Consider the following 22,752-nt stretch of genomic DNA (forward strand, 5'->3'; position numbering starts at 1 on the left):
CATCCGGGGTCGGGTGAAGGCATAGCAATAGTATTAGGGTGTTGCGAAGGGTCAGTCTAGGCAGGATATCCCGGAGAGAAGATAACGAGTTCGCGGCAATTCGCAGTAGTCGGGATGTGGACGGTAACCTCGCCGCGTGCAGCTTCTGTCGTTCCCCAGCCCGGTGCTGGGTACCAACTGTTACATCCTGGCTCGTGAGGGCGGTGATCAGTGCGTGGTCATCGATCCGGGTATCGGTGTCGACGCCCAGCTGGTGGAGCTGCTCGAGGAGCGGGCACTGCGGCCCGCGGCGGCGCTGGTCACACATGGCCACGTCGACCACACGTACGGACTCGCCGGGCTGTGCCGCCGCTGGGAGATCCCGGTTTACATCCATGGCGCGGACGAGTATCGGCTGGACGACCCGATCGGCACGCTGGGCCCGGAACTCGCATCGGCGCTCGGGGCGCTTGCCGACGACTGGTCGCGACCGTCCGACGTGCGGCCGCTGACCGGGGATGAGGACCTCGAACTCGCCGGGGTGAGCGTGCGGGTCATGCATGCACCGGGGCACACCGAGGGGTCGACGCTGTACTCCGTGGACCCGCCCTACCCGGCACCCGCACCAGGCGACGGGGCCGCCGCGCCGTTGGACCAGAACGCTGCGGAGCCACCGTGGCTGTTCACCGGCGACGTGCTGTTCGCCGGCACGATCGGCCGCACGGACCTGCCCGGAGGCGACACCGAGGTGATGCAGCGCACGTTGCGATGGCTCGCCACCCCGGAGAGCGCGGGCGGGTTGCCCGACGCGATGGCGGTGCTGCCCGGACACGGCGAGGGCGACTCCTTGGGCCGGCAGCGATCGGTGAACCCGTTCCTGCGCGACCTATGACGACGGAACCACCGGCGGCCGGCCGGACAGAGACGGCACGGCCGGGCACCGTCGACACCGGATCGTGACGCAGAATCGACAACGAGAACAGTGACTCCCGTGAGAAGGATCCCGTGAACCAACCGGCATTCCGCGCCCCGAAGGGCACGTTCGACTTCGTCCCGCCCCGCGGCGAGGCGATCCTGGCCGTCCGCGACGCCATGGCCGAGCCGCTGCGGCATGCCGGGTACGGCTATATCGAGACGCCGTCGTTCGAAGAGACCGCGCTGTTCGCTCGAGGGGTCGGCGAGTCCACGGACATCGTGACCAAGGAGATGTATTCGTTCACCACCCGCGGCGGTGACGAGGTGACCTTGCGACCGGAGGGCACCGCACCGGTGCTCCGCGCCGCGCTGGAGAACGGGCTGCACCGGGGCGCGTTGCCGGTGAAGCTGTGGTACTCCGGCTCGTACTACCGCTACGAACGGCCACAGAAAGGCCGTTACCGGCACTTCTCCCAGGTCGGGGCGGAGGTGCTCGGCACGGAGGATCCGGCCGTCGACGCCGAGCTCATCGTCCTGGCGATGGACGCGTACCGGTCGCTGGGCCTGACCGGGGTGCACGTCGTGGTCAACTCGCTCGGCTCGGAGGAGTCACGGCCGGCTTACCGCGCGGCGCTGCAGGAGTACCTGCGCGGATTGGACCTGGACGAGGACACCGCCCGGCGGGTGGAGATCAATCCGCTGCGGGTACTCGATGACAAGCGCCCGGAGATCCAGGCGGCGCTGGCGGACGCGCCCGTCATCAGCGACTTCCTGTCGGCCGCGGATCGCTCCCACCATGACATGGTCCGCTCGCTGCTCACCGACGCCGGGGTCCCGTACCGGGACGATCCGAGGCTGGTGCGCGGCCTGGACTACTACACCCGCACGCTGTTCGAGTTCGTCCATGAGGGCATCGGGGCCGCACAGTCGGCCGTCGGCGGCGGCGGCCGGTACGACGGGCTCTCCGAGCTGATCGGCGGCCCGCGGCTGCCCAGCGTGGGCTGGGCGCTCGGCGCGGACCGGACGCTGCTGGCGATGGAGGCCGAAGGGCTCCCGCTACCGGGCCGCAGCGGCGTCGACGTCTTCGCGGTGCCGCTGGGCGAGGAGGCCGCCCGGACGCTGTTCGGCGTGGTGGCGGAGTTGCGGCGCGCCGGCGTACGCGCGGACATGTCCGTCGGCGGCCGCGGGCTGAAGGGCGCGATGAAGGCCGCCGACCGTAGCGGCGCCCGGCTCGCCGTCGTCATCGGAGAACGGGATCTGGCCGAGAACGTGGCGCAGGTCAAGGATCTCGAGTCGGGTGAGCAACAGGGCGTCGCGCTCGCCGACGTCCTCGGCCACGTGACGAAACGGCTCGCTTCGCCGGCGTGAAGAGTCGCCGGTCCGGGTCGCAGCTGCGGTGTAGCTGAGGTAACGGTCGTGTGACCGGTCGTTCCAGCTCTGGTCAAAACGCGCTCCGCGCGGCAGGATGTGCCCCGACCCGAGCACTGAAGGAGCTGCTGCATGGACAGTGTGAACGATTTTCTGAGCCGGGCGTCCGGCTTGGTCTGGGGCGGCGAGATCTGGGGAGGTTACGACTTCTTCGGGATCCTCATCCCGCTCCTGCTGGGAACGGGCCTTTACCTGACCTTCCGTCTGAGCGCGATCCAGTTTCGTACGCTGGGGCGGGCGCTGCGGCTCGGTCTGCTCAAGCGCAAGGATCCTCAAGGTGAGGGCGACATCACCCATTACGAGGCGCTGACGACGGCGCTCGCCGCCACCGTCGGCGTCGGCAACATCGCAGGCGTCGCCGGCGCCATCTACCTCGGTGGACCGGGTGCGCTGTTCTGGATGTGGATCACCGGCCTGGTCGGTATGGCCACCAAGTACTGCGAAGCCTTCCTGGGGGTGAAGTTCCGGCACACGGACGCGGCGGGAGAGCAGAGCGGAGGCCCGCAAACCTACCTGACCCGCGGGATCAAGGGTCGGCTCGGCCCCATTCTGGGCGTGACGTTCGCCGTATTCGCCATCCTGGCCAGCTTCGGCATCGGGAACATGACCCAGTCGAACACGGTCGCCAGCACGGCGGACGACTCCTGGGGCGTGCCGACCTGGCTCACCGGGCTGATTCTCACCGTCGCCGCCGCCGCGGTGATCTTGGGCGGCATCAAGGTGATCGGCCGGGTCACCGCGGCGTTCGTGCCGCTGATGATCGTGATCTATCTGCTCGCCGGCACGTGGGTGCTGCTGGCGAACGTCGGCGAGCTGCCGGACGCGATCGAGCTCATCTTCACCGATGCGTTCACCGGCACCTCCGCGGTGGGTGGCTTCCTCGGCGCGGGATTCCTGTTGGCGCTGCGTTACGGCGTCGCCCGCGGCATCTTCTCCAACGAGTCGGGCCTGGGCACCGGTGGCATCGCGGCCGCCGCCGCGAAGACCACGCATCCGGTCCGGCAGGCGCTGGTGTCGATGACGCAGACGTTCATCGACACCATCGTCGTGGTGACCTTCACCGGTCTGGTGATCGTCGTCACCGGCGCCTGGCAGAGCGGCCGGGATGGCGCCCCGATGACGTCGCTGGCCTTCCAGGACGGCTTGCCGGGCGGTTGGGGCGACAATGTGGTGGCCCTGAGCGTGGCGTTCTTCGCGTTCTCCACCCTGCTCGGCTGGTCCTACTACGGCGAACGCAATGTGGAACGCCTGGTGGGCCGGGTCGGCGTCATGCCGTATCGGGCCGTGTTCGTCGTGGTCGTCTTCGTCGGGGCGGTGACCGAACTGGAGACCGTCTGGACGTTCTCCGACGTCATGAACGGTCTGATGGCGCTGCCGAACCTGATCGGCCTGCTGATTCTCGCCGGTCTGGTCGCCCGGGAGACGCGTGAGTACCTGAACAGCCCCGAGGGCATGATGCTGAAGGAGCCACGCCGGGGACGCGGACCGGAGGAAGAGGACAAGGTCTGACCGGTGGCCGATGATCATCAACGGGTGGACCGGTCACAGGACGGCCACCCGTTGATGATCATCAGCGGCGGTGGAATCCAAGTCGCGTCCGGGCGGCCGACTTACGTAGGATCGCAGGCGGTGCGTGTGCTGCCCGCTCGCTGCGCGTAGCGCAGACGACGACACACGACCACACACGTTTGACCGACTGACCGCCTGAGAGGATCCTTCACGTGCTCCGTACCCATGAGGCCGGCACGCTCCGTGCCGACCACGCCGGCCAGACCGTCACGCTTACCGGGTGGGTCGCCCGGCGGCGCGATCATGGGGGAGTGGCGTTCCTGGATCTGCGGGACGCCTCGGGCGTCGCGCAGGTGGTCGTCCGGGACGAGGCGGTCGCGCACGGGTTGCGCAACGAGTTCTGCCTCAAGGTCACCGGCGAGGTATCCAGACGACCGGCCGGCAACGACAACCCGGCGCTCCCGACCGGCGAGATCGAGGTGATCGCCGCCGACGTGGAGGTGCTCAGCGAGGCCGAGCCGCTGCCGTTCCAGGTCGACGACGCGCAGACCAGCGCGACCGTCGGAGAAGACGTCCGGCTGAAGTATCGCTACCTCGACCTGCGCCGGAGCGGGCCCGCCGCGGCGCTGCGGCTGCGCAGCGAGGTGAACCGGGTGGCCCGGGAGGTCTTGCTCGGCGAGAACTTCGTCGAGGTGGAGACCCCCACCATGACGCGATCCACCCCGGAGGGCGCCCGTGACTTCGTGGTGCCCGCGCGGCTGCGTCCTGGTTCCTGGTACGCGCTGCCGCAATCGCCGCAGCTGTTCAAGCAGCTGCTGATGGTGGCGGGCCTGGAGAAGTACTTCCAGATCGCCCGCTGCTACCGGGACGAGGACTTCCGCGCCGATCGGCAGCCGGAGTTCACCCAGCTCGACGTCGAGATGAGTTTCGTCGAGCAGGACGACGTCATCGCGCTGACCGAGCGCATCATCGGCGCGCTCTGGCGGCTGATCGACGTGGAGATCAGCACGCCGTTGCCGCGGATGACCTATCGGGAGGCGTTCGACCAGTACGGCACTGACAAGCCGGACCTGCGGTTCGAGCAGCAGATCACCGAGGTTACCGAGCACTTCGCGAACACCTCCTTCCGCGTCTTCCAGGCCCCGTACGTCGGCGCCGTGGTGTTCCCGGGCGGCGGGTCGCAGACCCGCAAGGAGCTCGACGGCTGGCAGGACTGGGCCAAGGCGCGGGGCGCGAAAGGCCTCGCCTACGTGCTGGTCGGGGCGGACGGCGAGCTGTCCGGTCCGGTCGCCAAGAACCTCTCCGACGAGGAGAAGGCGGGACTGCCGACGCTGGTGGGCGCGGCCGAGGGGGACGCGATCTTCTTCGCCGCCGGTCCGCGTAAGTCGTCGCAGGCGCTGCTCGGCGCCGCCCGGCTGGAGATCGGGCACCGGGCCAAGCTGATCGACGAGGATGCGTGGGCGTTCGTCTGGGTGGTCGACGCGCCGCTGTTCGAGGCGGTCTCCGAGACCGACGACGTGGCCGTGGGCAGCGGCGCCTGGACGGCCGTACACCACGCCTTCACCTCGCCCAAGCCGGAATGGCTGGACACCTTCGACTCGGACCCGGCCAACGCGCTGGCCTACGCCTACGACCTGGTCTGCAACGGCAACGAGATCGCCGGAGGCTCGATCCGTATCCACCGCCGCGACGTGCAGCAGCGCGTCTTCGACGTGATGGGGCTGTCCGAGGAGCAGGCCCAGGAGAAGTTCGGATTCCTGCTGGACGCGTTCCGGTACGGCGCGCCGCCGCACGGTGGCATCGCGTTCGGCTGGGACCGGATCGTGGCGCTGCTCTCGGGGTCTGAATCGATCCGGGACGTGATCGCGTTCCCGAAGACCGGTGGCGGCTACGATCCGCTCACCGGCGCTCCGGCACCGATCACCGCGCAGCAGCGCAAGGAAGCCGGCATCGACGTCATCGCTGAAGAAGGCTGATCCCGGGGTTCGTTTTTCGGCGGTCCCGTCGGCTGTGCGCGCCAGGATAGCGTAGGCGCATGGTGCCAAGCCTCGATCAGCGTCTCATCGACATCGCCGCCTCGGCGATCGACTCGGATCTGGTGGAGTTGCGCCGGGCGATCCATCGCTATCCGGAGCGGGCGGGCCCCGAGCGCGAGAACGCTGCGCTCGTCGCCGGACGGCTGCGCGACGCCGGTCTGGACGTCCGTGCGGGTGTCAGTGGTCACGGCGTCGTCGCGGTGGTGCACGGGTCCGAGCCGGGCCCGCTCATCGCCTACCGGGCGGACATGGACGCGGTGCGCGACGACGAGTTGTTCGACAGCGACATCCGCTCACGCGTGCCTGGCGTAGCGCACCTGTGCGGGCACGATATCCATACGGCCGTCGGCGTCGGCGTCGCGGAGACACTCGCGGCGCTGCGCGACCGGTTTCACGGCAGCGTCGCCTTCCTCTTCCAGCCCGCGGAGGAGACGCTCGACGGTGCACGGGCGATGATCGACGAGGGGGTGCTGGACGACCTGCAACCCGTCGAGATCTACGCGATCCACTGCGGGCCGACACCCGCCGGTACGATCTCCGTGTTGCCGGGCGTGGGCCAGCCGGGCCACGACGGCTTTCACGTGGACATGACCGGCCCGGGGGCCGCCGAACGAGCACACGAGATCCGCGCCGCAGTACTCAAGCTGGCGACGCTGCCGCCATTGCACGAGCTCGGCCGGGACGGGCTGGAACGGATCACCGAGCCCGACGGCCCGTTCGCCCGGTTCGTCGTCGCCCGGTCATGGGTCGAATCCGCGTCCGACGACGGCGCGCGGCTGAACGCGATGTTCCGGGCATGGCCGCAGGAACGCTACGCGGAGTTGCGTCAACAGAGCGCGGACATCGTCACGACGGTCTGCGGGACGGAGATCGCCGAGCGCATCGTGTTCTGGGGTGAGCCGTTTCCGGCGATGGTGTGCGACGCGAAACTGAGCGAACAGGCTGGCGAGTACTTCGGATCGGTGCTGGGCCCGGAGAACATCAGCGTCCTGCGCGGGTTCTTCCCGTACAACGGTGAGGACTTCGCGCTGTTCCTCGACCGGATCCCGGGAGCGATGTTCTACCTGGGTGTCTCCAACGAGTCGGCGGGGCAACTCGGCGTGCCACACGCCCCGACGTTCAGCGCGGACGAGAGCGCCATCGGCATCGGGACCCGTGCTGTGGCCGGGTGGTTGGGCTCGCGTCTCGGTCCATAGCGTCCGTGTATGGCCGCGATAGCGACATGAGGCGTTCACATATGGGCCGTACCGCACGATCATGGGAGCCCACGTGCGACGGTGCGCGATGCTGTCAGAGCCGACACCGCACGGTCGCGCAGGAAGGTCGGGTCATGAGGCGAGAAGCGATCACTGCGGGCATCACCGTCGCGGCGTTGAGCATGGCGGCATGCTCTGCGGCGGAGGGCGGCGGCGATGACGGGGAGGCGTCCCCGGACGGGCTCACGCCGGTGACGATGGGCGTCGTCGTCACCACCAGCACCGTGCCGATCTATGTCGCGCAATCGGAGGGCATCTTCGCCGATCACGGGCTTGAGGTCGAGCTGGAGTCCGTGCAGAACTTCGCCGCCGCGGCGCCGTCGCTCCTGAACGGTCAGATCAACTTCGCCACCGCGGCCACCGCGCCGGTGGTCAAGGCCATCGACCAGGGCATGCCGCTGCTCGCCGTCGCCGGGACGAGCGCCACGGTCGAGGATCCGCGGGCCGAGGGAAACCAGCTCGTGGTGCGCACCGACAGCGGCATCACCGACATCGTCGACATGGCCGGCCACACGATCGGCACGAACGCCGTCGGCTCGGGCCCCCATGCCGCCATGCTGGCGTCCTACCTACGCGCCGGTGGTGACCCCGACGCCGTCGAGTGGGTCGTGATGCCGATGAACGAGCAGGTCGCGGCACTCGAGTCAGGTGAACTCGACGCGGCCGTGCTCGCCGAGCCGTTCACCGGTATGGCCCTGTCCGACGGACACGAGGCGATCTTCTCCGCCTACCGCGAACCGGGCTACGAGATCATGGAACCGGACGAACCCTACGTCGTCCTGCTCTCCTCGGAGAGCTATCTCGCCGAGAACGCCGAGGTCGCAGGGCGAGTCAGGGACGCGATCATCGAAGCCAACCAGGTGGCCGCGGAGGATCCCGATCTTGTGATCGAGCTCCTGGTGTCGGAGGCCGGGATGGACCCCGACGTCGCCGAACAGATCGCGCTGCCGGGATTCAACGGCGTTCTGACCGGGAATGAGATGCAGGCGATCGGCGACGCCATGTATGAGGCGGGCATGATCGAGCAGCCGTTCGACGGTAGCGCCTCCATCTGGGAGCCGTGACGCCGCTCAGCTCCGCGTATGGCCGCGCTCGTCGTGCTCGTCGCGCTCACCGTGCTCGACGCCTTCGTCGCGCTCGGCTGCGGCCGCGAATGCGGCCTCACGAAAGCGGCGGATCGTCGGCATGTCCTGCCGGTCGGCGCGATAGACGGCCGACGCCTCGAGCGGACGAGGACCGTCGGCGATGCGCCGGAGGACCACGCGATCGGGGTGGATCAGGCTTCGGACGCTCTCCGGCATGATCGAGACGTACAGGCCGGCGGTGATCAGGGGGATGGCCTCTTGCATGCTCGGCACATCCCGGATCCGTGGAGGCGGCAGCCCCGCGCGCTCGAATGCGTAGAGCAGACCGACGCGGATGCCGTCCCGCATCGATCTCCCCGGAACCGCGAACTCCAGGTGGGCGATCTCGGAGAGGCGGATCGGGCCGTCGCCCTGCTCGTACGACGGCGGCAGCACCGCGATCATCTCCAGTGTCGCGATGAAGTCGACGGCGATGCTCTCGTGATAGAGGGTGCGGATGTCCTCCGTCGAGGATGTCGCCACCAGGCCGGCGTCGGTCTTCTGTGAGATCACCGCTTCGATGACCGTGAGCGGGTCGGCCTCGTGAACGGAGACGTCGAGGTCAGCGCTGTCGCTGGTCAACTCCTGCAGCATCCGGGGGAGGAACGCGCCGCTCAGAGTCGGGGTGCAGCTGATCTCCAGCGTCCCCGATCGGCCGCTTTCGATCGCCGCGATCCGCCTGCGCAGCTCTCGTTCCTGTACCAGCGCACGCTCGGCCAGCCGCAGGACCTCCGCGCCGGTCGCGGTCAACGTCACGCCGCGCGAGGTCCGGGTGAGCAGCCGGCTGCCCAGATCCGACTCCAGCTGGGCGATCGCGGCGCTCAACGGTGGCTGGGTCATGTACAGCTCGGCGGCGGCACGGGAGAAGGACCCCATGCGCGCGACGACGCTGAAATAGCGCAGCTGCCGTAGCTCCATACACAGACTATATAGCTGGTAGTGGTAAATGCGCCTTGCCGCAATAGCCCGGATGGACCACGGTTGAAGAGCCGGAGGTCAGCCGAGCGATGGAGCAGGCGAATGAGTCAGGTGGTCGTGAACCGACACCCCCGTGGGACGCTGTCCCGACAGGCGGAGCTGACGCTGGGCGCGGTCGGCCTCGCCGGCCTCATCCTGCTCTGGCAGGTCGCCAGCGTGGCCAGCCTGCTCTCCGAACGGGTCGTCCCCGCCCCCACCGACGTGGCCGGCGCGCTGGGACGGCTGTCCGTCACCGCCGACTTCTGGGGTGCGGTGTGGGCCACGGTGTCGATCACCGTCATCGCGATGGTGGTGATCCTTCTCATCGCCGTCCCCACCGCGATGGCCATCCACGCCAGCCGGTTCGTCGAGCACTCCACCTGGTTCCTCATCGAGTTCCTCAAGCCGATCCCCGGTGTGGCGCTCATCCCGCTGGCGCTTCTGCTCTGGGGCCCCACCGACGGCGTCAAGCTCTTCCTCATCGTGTTCGGGTCTCTGTGGCCGATGCTCACCCAACTCGTCTACGGTCTGCGTGAGATCCCCGGTCTCGCGCTGGAGATGGCGCGCGTCTACCGATTCGGGTTCTGGCAGCGTATCCACCGGATCACCATCCCGAGCGTGCTGCCCTTCACGCTCACCGGGCTGCGGATCTCGGTGACGATCGCCCTGATCATCGCCATCGTCACCGAGTACATCGTCGGGATGTCGGGACTGGGCTCCCTGCTCGCGCTGGCACAGCTCAACGGCGTCGTCGACCAGGCCTTCGCGCTCCTGCTGGTCTCCGGGCTGCTCGGCCTCGGGTTCAGCGGCTCGGTGGCCGCTCTCTCGGGTCCGTTGCTGTTCTGGCACCCCTCGCAGCGCGAGAGGAGGAACGGATGATGGCCACGACCACACCGGGCGGCTGGCGCCTGCTCCTGTTGCGCGGCTGGCTGCCTGTCACGCTCGTCGCGCTGTGGTGGACTCTCAGCGCGGGCAGCGAAGCGCTGTATTTCCCGCCGCTGCAGGAGATCCTCACCACCCTCGTGGACGAATGGATCCTCGGCCCGCGCTGGCGCAGCGACCTGCTGCCGAGTCTGGCGAACTTCACGATCGGCTTCGGCACCTCCGTCCTCCTCGGCACCGCGCTGGGTGTCCTGCTCGGTATGTCCCCGGTCATGCGAGCTCTGTTCGCGCCGGTGCTGACGTTCTTCCGGTCGCTGCCGTCTCCCGCCCTCATCCCGATCGTGCTCGGGATCCTCGGGCTCGGCGCGGGAATGAACGTCTCGCTCATCGTGCTGGGCGCCGTCTGGCCGATCCTGCTCAACACCATCGACGGGGTACGCAGTGTGGACACCCAGCTGCGCGAGATGGTCCGCTCCTACCGCCTGTCCCGGCGGCAGATCATCACCCACGTGGTCCTCCCGAGCGCGGGGCCGCAGATCTTCGCCGGGTACCGCATCGGCCTCCAGATCGCGATCATCCTGATCGTCGTCAGCGAGATGGTCGGCGCCACTCATGGCCTGGGTTACTACGTGCTCGAGTCGCAGCAACTGTTCATGATCACTCAGACCTGGGTCGGCACGATCCTGCTCGGCATCATCGGGTACCTGCTGACGTTGATCTTCCTGCGGATCGAGCGTCGAGTGCTGCGGTGGCAGATCCGGATGCGGCAGGCGACGGGGGCGTCGTGAACGACACCACGAGAACGAAGGCGGACGGCATCATGGGCGCAGAACATCTCCTTGACCTCCAAGACCTCGGCAAGACGTATTCGACCGGCGCGGTCCGCGCACGGATTCTGGAGGGGGTCGAGTTCACCGTCGATCGCGGCGAGTTCGTCTGCGTGGTCGGACCGTCGGGCGCCGGGAAGACCACGCTGCTGAAGTGCATCGCCGGCCTGACCGCACCGACGACGGGACGTACCCTCTTCGAGGGCGAGAAGGTCACCGAACCACCGGCGAAGCTCGCGGTGATCTTCCAGGACTACTCACGCAGCCTGCTGCCGTGGCTCACGGTGGCGAAGAACATCGAACTGCCGCTGCAGAAGGCACGCTTCCCGGCGAGGGAGCGACCGGGCATCATCGCCGAGGCGCTGGCGAACGTCGGCCTGGAGGGCAAGGGCGGCGTCTACCCGTGGGAGATGTCCGGCGGCATGCAACAGCGGGCGGCGATCGCCCGGGGGCTGGCCTATCAGCCCGACGTGCTGCTGATGGACGAGCCGTTCGCTGCCGTCGACGCGCAGACCCGCATCGATCTGGAGGATCTCGTGCTCGGCATGAGCCGACGTCTCGGAATGACCGTGCTGTTCGTGACGCACGACATCGACGAGGCGGTGTACATGGCGGACCGCGTCGTGGTGCTCTCCGGCACTCCGGCGGCGGTCGCGCGAGACATCACGGTGGACCTGCCCGGCGAACGGGACCAGGTGCAGACCAAGAACCTTCCCCGTTACGGGGAGCTGCGCGCCGAGGTCTTCGGCCTGATTCAGGCCGCCAAACGCCCCGCCATGCAGAGAACCGAGACCGTGCCCGCCCGAAGGATGGTGCCCTAGTGACCGTGGACCGCCCGTACGTCGTCACTCTGGGAACCGCCGGTGGGCCGGTCTGGTGGCCCGGACACCACGGCCGCACCGGAATCTCCACCGCGGTGGTGGTGGGGGAGCGGACGTACATCGTCGACGCCGGCACGGGCGTGGGACGGCAGCTCATCCGCGCAGGCCTGTCGATGGCGAGCGTCCGGGCGATCTTCATCACCCACATGCACTCGGACCACGTGGTCGATCTCGGCAGCCTCGCGCTGTTCGGGATCATGCGGATGCCCGCCGACCCGACGCACACGGTCCAGATCGTCGGCCCCGGCGACCGCCAGGTGCTGCCGCCGGTGTCCTCCCGGGCCCCCGCCGGAGGTCTGACGCCGGTGTTCCCCGACGAGCCGACCCCCGGCACGGCACGGATGTTCGACCTGCTGATGCGGGCGTATGCGACGGACATCAACGACCGACTCTTCGACTCGCTCCGTCCGACGCCGCGCGACTGGTTCCGCGCGCGGGACATCGTCGTCCCCCCGGAGGTGGGCTTTCATCCGAACGATCATCCGGCACCGGATATGGCGCCGTTCGCCGTGTACGAGGACGAGGCCGTGCGCGTGAGCGCCACACTGGTGCAGCACGCGCCGATGAGCCCCGCCTTCGGCTTCCGGTTCGACACCGAGGGCGGCTCGGTCGCGATCTCCGGAGACACGGCGCGCACCGACAACATGGTGCGCCTCGCCGCAGGCGCCGACGTGTTGCTGCACGAGGCGGTCGACTTCGACTGGGTCGAGCGCCGGTACACCGAGCAGCGCGACGCTTCGGCGAAGGCCACCCGCGACCACCACTACGCAGCGCACACCTCGCCGCGAGAAGCCATCGACGTCGCGGAGAAGGCGGGGGTGCGCCGGCTCGGTCTGCACCACCTCGCGCCCGGACACACCCCGCGCGAGGTGTGGGAACGCGACGGGCACCTCTTCTCCGGCCACTTCAGCGTTCCCGCCGACCTCGACGTCATCCCGCTGCATCCCCGGGTGTGATCGTGCCGGTTCGCGCATCTCCGGATCGGCACCTGCGCCACCACGTTCGCCCGTTCTTGTGCTAACCTTGCTCCCGCTATGCGGATCTGACACCTGTGCCGGCCCGTGTTCTGCGGTCGTCTCGACCCGGCGGGCATCGTACGACCCCATATCGGAGTCATCAGGTGTCTCAACTCTCCGCACGTTCGCTTTCCATCTCCTACGCCGGCCGAGTCGTCTTCGACGGCATCGAACTCGACGTCGCAGCCGGCGAGCGGCTCGGACTCGTCGGCGAGAACGGCGTGGGCAAGTCCACCCTGCTGCGCCTGCTGGCCGCCGCCGAAGAGCCGGACACCGGCACCGTGCACCGGCAGGGGAGTCTCGGATACCTGAGCCAGGAGCCCGACCTGCCGCCGGGCTCCGTCGCCGACGCTGTGGACGCGGCGCTCGCCGATTTCCGCGCCCTCGAGGCCCGGATGCGGCGACTCGAAGGCCGGATGGCCGACGGCGACACCGCTGTATATGAGGAGTACGGCGACCTGCTGGCCGAATACGAGCGGCGGGACGGATGGTCCGCCGACGCACGAGCCGCGCGGGCGATCGCCGGCCTCGGCCTGGGCGACGTGGCCCAAGGGCGGCACACCGACACCCTCTCCGGCGGTCAGCGTGCCCGATTGGCGCTCGCCCTGATGCTGGTCCGCGCCCCGGACGTGCTGCTGCTCGACGAGCCGACCAACCACCTTGACGACGACGCCGTCCGCTACCTGGAGGACACGCTGCTCGAGCACGGCGGTGCGGTGGTGGTGGCCTCGCACGACCGAGCGTTCCTGGACGCCGTATGCACGTCCGTGCTCGACCTCGATCCCGCGTTGCACATGACCCCGGACGGCACGGTCACCCTGGGGCCGGCACGCTACGGCGGTGCCTACAGCGACTACCTGAAGAGTAAGGCGGCGGCGCTGTCCCGCTGGGAACAGGAACATCGTCGGTGGAATGAGGAGGTCGACCAGGCACGCGCCGCGGTGCGTACCGGCGCGCGGCAGGTGGGCCACACCAACCGAGCCCGGCGGGACAACGACAAGTTCCAGCCGCACTTCTTCGGGCAGAAGGTCGACGCGGCCGTCTCCAGGCGCGTGCGGGATGCCGAGAAGCGAGTGCAGGAGCTGGAGGCCAATCCGGTGCCCAAACCGCCCCGACCGCTGACGTTCGGCGCGGCCCTGGGCGACACTCCGGGCGACGGCATGCTCATCACCGCCCGCGACGTCGACGTACCCGGACGCGTACGCATCCCCGCCCTGGACGTGGCCGCTGACACGCGGCTGCTGGTCACCGGACCCAACGGCAGCGGGAAGTCGTCCTTGCTGGCGGTGCTGGCCGGAGCTCTGGATCCGGGTGCCGGGCGGGTGCTGCACGCGCGCGGGCTGCGGATCGGCTGGCTGCCGCAGACCGGAGTGTTCAGTGACCCCGGGCTGTCGGCGCTGGCCGTCTTCGCCACCGGAAGACCGGGGCCGCCGGAGGACTACCAGCACGAACTGGCCAGGCTCGGTCTGCTCCGGGGTTCGGAGTTCCACACACCGGTCGGACGCCTCTCCGTCGGTCAGCAGCGGCGGTTGGCCCTGGCTCGCATGCTGGCCTCGCGCCCGCACGTGTTGCTGCTGGACGAGCCGACCAACCACCTCTCGCTGACGCTGCTCGAAGAGCTCGAGGAGGCCGTTGCCGGTGCGCACCTGCCGGTCGTGCTGGTCACGCACGACCGGTGGACACGGCGACGGTGGGACGGCGACCGCATGAGCCTCCGGTAGGATGGCGAACATGGCGGCAATCACACTCATCAACGGCACAGCCTCTTGCCGGCTGCGCCGCCGCGCGACGGCATAGCCCGCTACCCACGGCTCGCATCTCAGCCAGTCTCGGTAGTCGGCGTATGCCGGTCTCCCGTGTCGATCTGACGACCGCGGTGAGCAGGTCCGGCTCTCGATGGACCGCTCGTACGCACCGAGATCCCTGTGGTGAGCCATGCCTTCGCGCACACATAGAAAATTCTCTTCCGATAACCGCCCCGGAATTCACATTCTCCGCGATCGGGCCGTTCTGCGCCGACTTGTCCAGTCCGCGTCGCCAGGCGCCGGAGATATCGTCGTGGAGTTCGGCGCCGGGACCGGGGTATTGACCGCTGCCCTGGCTCAGACCGGCGCCCGGGTCATTGCCGTCGAGCGGAGCCCGGCCTTCGTCGCTCGCCTGCGACGACGGTTCCCGCCGCCGGGAAACGTCCGGGTGGTGCAGGCGGACGCCCGTGAGGTGATCCTCCCGCGACAGCCGTACGTGGTGGTGGCGAACATCCCCTACTCGATCTCCACCGCGCTGCTGCGCCGGTTGCTCACCCCGACGGCAAGCGGGCTCACCGCCGCCGACCTGATCGTGGAGTGGGGCTTCGCCAAGCGTGTCACCGCAGCTGAGCCACGTGATTTCGAGGTGGCGTGGTGGCAGTTGCGATACCAGATCGAGATCGTCCGGCGCATACCACGGCGCAGCTTCACCCCGGAGCCCTCGGTGGACTCGGCTCAGTTGAGGATCCGGCGCCGTCGCGATCTCCGAGCTGCTGAGCTGGACCGTCGCCGGCGGGAGCTGCGCGCCGCCTATCGTCGTCGGCGCTGAGCTGACAGGCGGTGTTGCAGGAGACGTTGCTCCAGGTATTGAACTAAGGCAAGATCATTATGAGAAGTCCTTGACATCAATCTTACGGATGTGTCAGGGTTAATGACGAAGCAAGGCCCCCCAAATGGCGGCGGTGCGGTTCTCATTGGGAGACTCCGTGCCGCCGCTTTCTTGTATCCGCACTCACACGTCGTGGGGATGAGTGCCGGCGTCGCCTCCCTCGCCAGGGTGTCCGGCTCACATCATAGGCTCGCGGTATGGAACAAGAAGGCCTGTTTGGCGCCGCACCCGCGGTGACCGCCTCTGGTGGCTCACTGGCCGGAGCGGACGAGTCCTACGAGGGCCAGCCGCTGGCGGTGCGGATGCGCCCGCGGGCGCTGGACGAGGTGGTGGGCCAGGAACATCTGCTGGGTCCCGGCACGCCGCTGCGCCGGCTGGTCGAGGAAGACCAGCCGATGGCTCTGGTGCTGTGGGGCCCGCCGGGAACGGGCAAGACCACGCTGGCGTACGTGGTCAGCCGCGCCACCCAGCGTCACTTCGTCGAGCTGTCGGCGGTGACGGCCGGCGTGAAGGACGTCCGCGAGGTGATGGAGCGCGCCCGCCGTGAACTGGTGCGCAGCGGCACCGGCACGGTGTTGTTCGTCGACGAGGTACACCGGTTCTCGAAGACCCAGCAGGACGCGCTGCTGCCCGGGGTGGAGAACCGCTGGGTGTCGCTGGTCGCCGCTACTACGGAGAATCCGTACTTCGCGCTGAACAGCCCGCTGCTTTCCCGATCGCTGCTACTGACGCTGGAGCCACTGGGGCCGGAGGGCATCGAGACGGTCTTCGACCGGGCGCTGGCAGATGAGCGTGGGCTCGGTGGCGCGGTGAAGATCGACGACGACGCGCGCGAGCATCTGGTCCGGCTATCCGGCGGCGACGCCCGGCGGGCCCTGACGTATCTGGAGGCGGCCGCCGGTGCGGCCGGTGCCACCGATGACGCGACGATCACGCTTTCCATCGCCGAGCACGCGGTCGACCGGGCCGCCGTCCGATACGACCGCGACGGCGACCAGCATTACGACGTGGCCAGCGCACTGATCAAATCGATCCGGGGAAGCGACGTCGACGCCGGACTGCATTACCTGGCCCGGATGGCCGAGGCCGGGGAGGACCCGCGGTTTCTGGCCCGGCGGCTGGTGATCCTCGCCAGCGAGGACATCGGCATGGCGGATCCGTCCGCGCTGCAGACCGCCGTGGCGGCTGCGCAGGCGGTCCAGCTGATCGGCTGGCCGGAGGCGCAGATCACGCTGGCCCAGGCGGTGATCGCGTTGGCGCTGGCGCCGAAGTCGAACAGCGTGGTGAAGGCGATCGGCGCGGCAGTGGGTGACGTCCGGGCCGGGCTCGCCGGTGCGGTGCCGCCACACCTGCGCGACTCGCACTATTCCGGATCGAAGAAGCTGGGCCACGGGACGTCGTACGCCTATGCGCACGACGATCCCCGTGGCGTCGTCCAGCAGCAGTATGCGCCCGACTCCGTGGCCGACAAGCAGTACTATCAGCCGGGCACTCGTGGAGCGGAGCGCGATTATGCCGAGCGCTACGCCCGCCTCCGCACCATCATTCGGGGCGAGTGAACCGCTCGAACAAGGTCTTGACATCCCTATCGAGGTAGTCGATCTTCGTGGTCAGTCGGCTTTCAAGACTGTCCATCTTTGTCTCGAGGGTCTCGAACCGATGGTCGATAGCCTCGAACCGGCCGTCCAAGCCCTCGAACCGGCCGTCCAAGCCCTCGAACCGGCCGTCGAAACGGTGACCGAGGCTTGAGATCTCGACCTTGACGATGCGCAGTGTCATCGTGACCAGCGTCGCCATCACGGCGGCAAACAGCCCGATGATCGTCCATGTCTGCGCGTCGTTCACAGTTACCTCCAGAAGTCGATCGTATGTGGCGCCCTCAATGTGGCGCAACAGATCAGCCTCATGGAAGGACTAACGCCAGAATGTGGATAAGTCCCCACGCAGACGGGCGCTAGCAGGTTTAGCTGTGGACAAACAGCGGCTTACCGCTGCAGTCCGCGCTAGTGAAAGGTTGAGTGCTGTCATCACCAGTCGTGGACGGTGCCGTCGAGCAGGCGGTTGACGGGTAGGTAGGCCGGGTCGTACGGGAACTTCTCCGCCAGCGCCTCGTCATACTCGATGCCCAGCCCAGGGGTGTCACCCGGATGGAGTAACCCGTCGGTGAAGGTGTAGCTGGTCCGGAACACCTCGAGCGTCTCCGGCGAGTGTCGCATGTACTCCTGGATGCCGAAGTTGTGGATGGCCAGGTCGAGATGGAGCGCGGCGGCCTGGCCGACGGGGGAGATGTCCGTCGGCCCGTGGATGCCCGACTTGATCTGGTAAAGCGCCGCGAAGTCGAACAGCTTCTTCATCGCGGTGATCCCGCCGGTGTGCGTGACCGCCGAGCGGACATAGTCGATCAGCTGCTCGGTGATCAACGTCTGGTAGTCGAAGGCGGTGTTGAAGATCTCGCCGATCGCCAGGGGAGTGGTGGTGTGCTGCCGGACCAGGCGCAACGCCTCCTGGTTCTCCGCCGGTGTGCAATCTTCCAGCCAGAACAGATCGTAGGGCTCGAGCGCTTTGCCGAGCTTCGCCGCCTGGATGGGCGTCATCCGGTGGTGGCCGTCGTGCAGCAGCGGCAGCTCGGGGCCGAACTCGTTGCGCACCGCCTCGAACACGGCTGGCAGGTGCCGCAGATAGGCACGGGTGTCCCACTGCTCCTCGCTGGGCACGGCCGAGCGCTGTGCCGGCTCGTAGTCATACCGCTTGCCGATCTGAGTGCTGGCCGATACGCCGTAGACCGAGTCGAGCCCGGGGACGCCGGTCTGGATCCGGATCGCCCGGTAGCCGAGTTCCAGGTGGGCACGGATGGAGTCGAAGAGTGCCTCCAGGTCGAAACCGCTCGCGTGCCCGTACGCCAATGCGCCTTTCCGGCTGGCACCGCCCAGCAGCTGGTACAGCGGAAGACCCGCCACCTTGGCCTTGATGTCCCACAGCGCCACGTCGACGGCGGCGATCGCGGCCATCGTCACCGGTCCGCGCCGCCAGTACGCACCCCGGTAGAGGTACTGCCAGGTGTCCTCGATGCGATGCGGATCCCGACCGGTCAGCAACGGTACGACGTGATCGCTCAAGTACGCGGCGACCGCCAGTTCGCGGCCGTTCAACGTGGCGTCGCCGTATCCGACCACACCGTCGTCGGTGGTGATCCTCAAGGTGACGAAGTTGCGGCCGGGACTGGTGACGAGGACGTCTGCGTGGCTGATCTTCATGGCTCTCCGTGCTGTGTAGGGTAGGTCTGGCTGCGTGCGGTTGTCGCGTCGATCCACAGAGTATCGACGCACGGCAGGCGTACGGCGGGCAACCGGTTGCCGACTCTTGCCACGTCCGGAGGCATGATGGAAGTCGGGCTACGGCGGCGGTGCCGGCGCGGTAGGGTCGGGCTGAGACTTTGACCCCACAGGAGAACCATCCGCATGGAAGGGCGGCATATCCATGTCCGTAGGCGAGATCGCCGGGCTGATCGCGGCCGTGGCTTTCGTCGCGCTCGTCGCCATCTGCGCCCTGCCGATCCTCAAGCTCGGCAAGACCGTCGACGAGTTGACGCACACCGTGCGCGACCTGCGTCTTGAGCACGTCGCCAAGACCGCGACCACCGTGGACGAGACCAATGAGCTGCTGGCGTCGACGAATGCGCAGCTGCAGCGGGTCGACGCGATCACCTCGAACGCGCAGACCGTCACGACCAACGTGGCGGCGATGTCCTCGCTGTTCGCGGCCACGCTCGGCGGTCCGATGGTGCGGGTGGCCGCGTTCACGTATGGGGTTCGCCGGGCCATGACCAAGCGCAAGGGCGATCGGCGATGAAGCGGCTGTTCTGGATCGCGCTCGGCGCGACCGCCGGGGTCATCATCGTCCGCAAGGTCACCAAGGCGGCCGAGAGCATGACGCCCGAGGGCGCCGCCGACCGGCTGTCCAGCGCTTTGACGTCGGTGTCGCAGTCGATCCGCGAGTTCACCGACGAGGTGCGGGCCGGAATGGATGAGCGGGATAAAGAACTTCGCGAAGCGCTCGGTATCGCGGACAATGGAGATGAGACACATGGCGGGCCGAATCTGGCCGCCGTGGAAGACCTTCTCGATCACAACCAGCGGAGAGGCACGTACTGAGCATGGAGACCGCCGAGATCCGGCGCCGCTTCCTGGACCATTTCGAACGGAATGGTCACACGGTCGTCCCGAGCGCGTCGCTGATTTCTCCTGACCCGTCGCTGCTGTTCACAGTGGCCGGGATGGTTCCGTTCATCCCGTATCTGACCGGCCAGCAGGCAGCGCCGTATCCGCGGGCGACCAGCGTGCAGAAGTGCATCCGCACCGGCGACATCGACGAGGTCGGCAAGACCACACGCCACGGCACCTTCTTCCAGATGAACGGGAACTTCTCGTTCGGGGACTACTTCAAGGAAGGTGCGATCAGCTACGCGTGGGATCTGATCACGCGCTCGCAGGCCGACGGCGGATACGGGTTCGACCCGGCCAAGATCTGGGTCACGGTCTACCATGACGACGACGAGGCGGCGGCGTTGTGGAAGAGGATCGCCGACCTGCCCGATGAGCGGATCCAGCGCCGCGGTTTGATCGACAACTACTGGCACACGGGTCAGGCCGGGCCTGGCGGACCATGTAGCGAGATCTACGTCGACCGCGGTCCGGAATACGGACCCGACGGCGGTCCGGTGGTCGACGAGGACCGGTTCCTGGAGATCTGGAACCTGGTCTTCATGCAGGAGGAGATCACCGACGTCAAGGCGAAGGACGACTTCGTCGTGGTCGGTGAGCTGCCCGCGAAGAACATCGACACCGGCATGGGTATGGAGCGCGTCTCCTACCTGCTGCAGGGCGTCGACAACATGTACGAGATCGATCAGGTCTACCCGGTGATCGAGCGCGCGTCGGACCTAGCCGGCAAGCGGTACGGGAAGACGCACGAGGACGACGTGCGGATGCGCGTGGTGGCTGACCACATCCGCAGCTCGCTGATGCTGATCGGGGATGGTGTCACGCCGTCGAACGAAGGCCGCGGCTACGTGCTGCGCCGGCTGTTGCGGCGCAGCGTGCGTGCGATGCGGTTGCTGGGCTTTGAGGACCGCGCCCTGCCCGAGCTTCTGCCGGTGAGCCGGGATGCGATGAAGGCGGCGTATCCGGAACTGGAGAGCGACTTCGCCCGGATCTCCACCATCGCGTACGCCGAAGAGGACACCTTCCGCAAGACGCTGCAGACCGGCACCCAGATCTTCGACCTGGCGGCCGACCAGACGAAGCAGCGCGGAGCGGTGACCCTCGCCGGAGAGACCGCGTTCAAGCTGCACGACACCTACGGTTTCCCGATCGACCTCACCCTGGAGATGGCGGCGGAGCAGGGACTCTCCGTCGATCAGGACGAGTTCCGGCGGTTGATGACCGAACAACGCGAGCGCGCGAAGGCCGACGCCCGGGCGAAGAAGACCGGCCACGCGGACATGAGCGCCTACCGGGAACTCCGCGACGCGGGTCCGACGCCGTTCACCGGCTACGAGGAGCTCAGCACCGACACGCGGGTCCGCGGCCTGATCCGCGACGGGGTGTCCATCCCGGTCGCGCAGGAAGGCGACATCGTCGAGCTGATCCTGGACCGTACCCCGTTCTACGCGGAGTCCGGCGGCCAGGACAGCGACGCCGGCTTGATCACCGCCGACGGGACCGAACTCGAGGTGCTCGACGTCCAGCGCCCGATCAAGGGCCTGATCGTGCACCGGGTCCGGGTGCGGAAGGGTGAGCTGCTCAGCGGCCAGGAAGTGCTGGCGCAGGTCGATCCGGAATGGCGCATCGGTGCCTGCCAGGCGCACTCCGGCACGCACGTGGTGCACGCCGCGCTACGCGAGGTGCTGGGGCCGCAGGCGCTGCAGAGCGGCTCGTACAACAAGCCCGGTTATCTGCGGCTGGATTTTGCGTGGGGCCAGTCCCTGGGCCAGGAGACCCGTAGCGAGGTGGAGGAGGCGGCCAACCTCGGCATCCGCCGCAATCTGCCGGTCTCGGCCACCTACATGCCGCTGGAGAAGGCGAAGGAGATCGGCGCGCTGGCGCTGTTCGGTGAGACCTACGACGAGGAGGTCCGCGTCGTCGAGATGGGCGGGGAGTGGTCGCGGGAGCTGTGCGGTGGCACCCACGTCCAGCGCTCGTCCCAGATCGGCCTGGTCACGCTGACCGGTGAGAGCTCCGTCGGTGCCGGCACCCGCCGGGTGGAGGCGTTCGTCGGGATCGAGGGTTTCCGGTACCTGGCCAAGGAGCGCACCCTGGTGAGCCAGCTGGCGGACACGCTGAACGTGCAGCCCGAGCAGCTGCCGGAGCGGGTCTCCCGGCTCGTCGGCCAGGTACGCGAGGCGGAGAAGAAACTCGCTCAGATGCAGCGTGCGGCGGCGCAGGCGCAGGCCGCCGAGCTCAGCGCGGGCGCGAAGAACCTCGAGGGCATGCGTTTCGTCGCCCACCAGGCCCCGTCCGGTACGAGCGCGGATGACCTGCGCACGCTGGTGCTGGACATCCGAGGACGGCTGGGAGAGGCGGAACCCTCGACGGTGGTCGGCGCGGCGGTGGGCGAGAACGGACGTCCGGTCGTGGTCGTCGCCACCAACCAGCGGGCGCGTGATCACGGTATCCGCGCCGGCGAGCTGGTCAAGGCCGCGGCGCAGACGCTCGGCGGAGGCGGCGGCGGCAAGGACGACGTCGCGCAGGGCGGCGGTTCGGACGCGTCCAAGGTCACCGACGCGCTGGGCCGGGTCGAGCACCTCGTCGGCGACGTCGCCGCGCGCCGCTCCTGACCCGCGGGTTGCCAAGGATGCGTCGGGGTACCAGGCTAGGCATTGACGTAGGCAAGGTTCGTATCGGCGTCGCCGCGTGCGATCCCGATGGGATGCTCGCCACCCCGGTCGAGAACGTCGCACGTGGGGACGGCGACCTGGACCGGCTGGCGGAGCTGGCGAAGGAACGGGAGGTGATCGAGGTCGTCGTGGGCTTCCCCCGGAGCCTGAGTGGGCAGGAGGGCCCGGCCGCGCGAGAGGTCAGGGCCTTCGCTACCAATTTGACCCGATATGTGGAACCATGTCCTGTCCGTTTGGTCGACGAACGCATGACCACGTCCGTGGCGATGCGGGCTATGCAGGCGAGTGGAGTCTCGACGAGAAAGGGGCGCAAGTCCGTCGACCAAGCGGCCGCGATGATGATCTTGCAGCATGCGCTCGACGCTGAACGCGCGAATGGCGTGCCCCCTGGAGAGGTTGTGACCGAAGCCTGA

Annotated in this window: 20 protein-coding genes; 17 read left to right on the plus strand and 3 right to left on the minus strand. The window is 68.2% G+C overall.

From position 1 onward, the window contains the following. Window positions 1-136 precede the first annotated feature (136 nt). The 6 genes from G1H10_RS14180 to G1H10_RS14205 all read left to right on the plus strand — a co-directional run bounded on the left by G1H10_RS14180 (window position 137) and on the right by G1H10_RS14205 (window position 8,187). Window positions 137-871 (plus strand): MBL fold metallo-hydrolase, encoded by a 735-nt coding sequence (locus G1H10_RS14180; RefSeq protein WP_163738721.1) that lies wholly within the window; start codon window positions 137-139, stop codon window positions 869-871. A 113-nt stretch (window positions 872-984) separates the two neighbouring features. After that, complete coding sequence (hisS, locus tag G1H10_RS14185) at window positions 985-2,262, plus strand: histidine--tRNA ligase (protein WP_163738724.1); 1,278 nt, start codon at window positions 985-987, stop codon at window positions 2,260-2,262. 132 nt (window positions 2,263-2,394) lie between these two features. Continuing rightward, window positions 2,395-3,831: an alanine/glycine:cation symporter family protein gene (locus G1H10_RS14190; protein WP_163738727.1), complete on the plus strand. Its 1,437-nt coding sequence runs from the start codon at window positions 2,395-2,397 to the stop codon at window positions 3,829-3,831. A 212-nt stretch (window positions 3,832-4,043) separates the two neighbouring features. After that, window positions 4,044-5,807: an aspartate--tRNA ligase gene (aspS, locus tag G1H10_RS14195; RefSeq protein ID WP_163738729.1), complete on the plus strand. Its 1,764-nt coding sequence runs from the start codon at window positions 4,044-4,046 to the stop codon at window positions 5,805-5,807. A 59-nt stretch (window positions 5,808-5,866) separates the two neighbouring features. After that, window positions 5,867-7,063, plus strand: a complete 1,197-nt coding sequence (locus G1H10_RS14200) for a M20 metallopeptidase family protein (RefSeq protein WP_163738732.1) — start codon at window positions 5,867-5,869, stop codon at window positions 7,061-7,063. Between the two features lie 134 nt (window positions 7,064-7,197). Continuing rightward, window positions 7,198-8,187, plus strand: coding sequence for an ABC transporter substrate-binding protein (locus G1H10_RS14205; protein WP_163738735.1), 990 nt, complete (start codon window positions 7,198-7,200; stop codon window positions 8,185-8,187). A 6-nt stretch (window positions 8,188-8,193) separates the two neighbouring features. Here G1H10_RS14205 and G1H10_RS14210 read toward each other — a convergent pair whose 3' ends face one another. Continuing rightward, the gene (locus tag G1H10_RS14210; protein WP_163738739.1) at window positions 8,194-9,165 is read right to left on the minus strand and encodes a LysR family transcriptional regulator; all 972 of its coding nucleotides are present in this window, start codon (window positions 9,163-9,165) and stop codon (window positions 8,194-8,196) included. Between the two features lie 102 nt (window positions 9,166-9,267). On the opposite strand from G1H10_RS14210, the gene G1H10_RS14215 reads away from it, so the two are divergent. The 7 genes from G1H10_RS14215 to G1H10_RS14245 all read left to right on the plus strand — a co-directional run bounded on the left by G1H10_RS14215 (window position 9,268) and on the right by G1H10_RS14245 (window position 17,003). Further along, complete coding sequence (locus G1H10_RS14215; RefSeq protein ID WP_163738743.1) at window positions 9,268-10,083, plus strand: ABC transporter permease; 816 nt, start codon at window positions 9,268-9,270, stop codon at window positions 10,081-10,083. Continuing rightward, on the plus strand, window positions 10,080-10,874 hold the full coding sequence (locus G1H10_RS14220; protein ID WP_163738746.1) for an ABC transporter permease: 795 nt from the start codon (window positions 10,080-10,082) through the stop codon (window positions 10,872-10,874). The genes G1H10_RS14215 and G1H10_RS14220 overlap by 4 nt, the downstream gene beginning before the upstream one ends. Then, the gene (locus G1H10_RS14225; RefSeq protein WP_216853258.1) at window positions 10,835-11,734 is read left to right on the plus strand and encodes an ABC transporter ATP-binding protein; all 900 of its coding nucleotides are present in this window, start codon (window positions 10,835-10,837) and stop codon (window positions 11,732-11,734) included. Before G1H10_RS14220 ends, G1H10_RS14225 begins: the two co-directional genes overlap by 40 nt. Next, window positions 11,734-12,750 (plus strand): MBL fold metallo-hydrolase, encoded by a 1,017-nt coding sequence (locus G1H10_RS14230; protein ID WP_216853259.1) that lies wholly within the window; start codon window positions 11,734-11,736, stop codon window positions 12,748-12,750. Before G1H10_RS14225 ends, G1H10_RS14230 begins: the two co-directional genes overlap by 1 nt. Window positions 12,751-12,914: 164 nt before the next feature. Further along, window positions 12,915-14,531 (plus strand): ABC-F family ATP-binding cassette domain-containing protein, encoded by a 1,617-nt coding sequence (locus G1H10_RS33000; protein WP_163738749.1) that lies wholly within the window; start codon window positions 12,915-12,917, stop codon window positions 14,529-14,531. Window positions 14,532-14,745: 214 nt separating this feature from the next. Continuing rightward, window positions 14,746-15,384 (plus strand): 23S rRNA (adenine(2058)-N(6))-methyltransferase Erm(C), encoded by a 639-nt coding sequence (locus G1H10_RS14240; protein WP_163738751.1) that lies wholly within the window; start codon window positions 14,746-14,748, stop codon window positions 15,382-15,384. Between the two features lie 257 nt (window positions 15,385-15,641). Then, window positions 15,642-17,003 carry a replication-associated recombination protein A gene (locus G1H10_RS14245; protein WP_163738754.1) on the plus strand — a complete coding sequence of 454 codons (1,362 nt, stop codon included), beginning with the start codon at window positions 15,642-15,644 and terminating at the stop codon, window positions 17,001-17,003. Here G1H10_RS14245 and G1H10_RS14250 read toward each other — a convergent pair. After that, entirely contained in the window at window positions 16,987-17,289 is a 303-nt protein-coding gene (locus tag G1H10_RS14250) for a hypothetical protein (RefSeq protein WP_163738757.1), read from the minus strand. The two genes, G1H10_RS14245 and G1H10_RS14250, sit on opposite strands and share 17 nt — an antisense overlap. A 182-nt stretch (window positions 17,290-17,471) precedes the next feature. Beyond that, window positions 17,472-18,698: a D-mannonate dehydratase ManD gene (gene manD, locus G1H10_RS14255; protein ID WP_163738760.1), complete on the minus strand. Its 1,227-nt coding sequence runs from the start codon at window positions 18,696-18,698 to the stop codon at window positions 17,472-17,474. A 223-nt stretch (window positions 18,699-18,921) separates the two neighbouring features. On the opposite strand from manD, the gene G1H10_RS14260 reads away from it, so the two are divergent. From G1H10_RS14260 to ruvX, 4 genes are read left to right on the plus strand one after another with little or no spacing between them, the layout of a single operon-like run. After that, window positions 18,922-19,293: a DUF948 domain-containing protein gene (locus G1H10_RS14260; protein WP_163738763.1), complete on the plus strand. Its 372-nt coding sequence runs from the start codon at window positions 18,922-18,924 to the stop codon at window positions 19,291-19,293. Next, entirely contained in the window at window positions 19,290-19,595 is a 306-nt protein-coding gene (locus tag G1H10_RS14265) for a DUF6167 family protein (protein WP_163738766.1), read from the plus strand. The genes G1H10_RS14260 and G1H10_RS14265 overlap by 4 nt, the downstream gene beginning before the upstream one ends. Window positions 19,596-19,597: 2 nt before the next feature. Further along, on the plus strand, window positions 19,598-22,279 hold the full coding sequence (alaS, locus tag G1H10_RS14270; protein WP_163738768.1) for an alanine--tRNA ligase: 2,682 nt from the start codon (window positions 19,598-19,600) through the stop codon (window positions 22,277-22,279). After that, the gene (ruvX, locus tag G1H10_RS14275; protein WP_163739183.1) at window positions 22,276-22,752 is read left to right on the plus strand and encodes a Holliday junction resolvase RuvX; all 477 of its coding nucleotides are present in this window, start codon (window positions 22,276-22,278) and stop codon (window positions 22,750-22,752) included. Before alaS ends, ruvX begins: the two co-directional genes overlap by 4 nt.

This window comes from Phytoactinopolyspora halotolerans, from assembly GCF_010550675.1.
Lineage (GTDB): Bacteria > Actinomycetota > Actinomycetes > Jiangellales > Jiangellaceae > Phytoactinopolyspora > Phytoactinopolyspora halotolerans.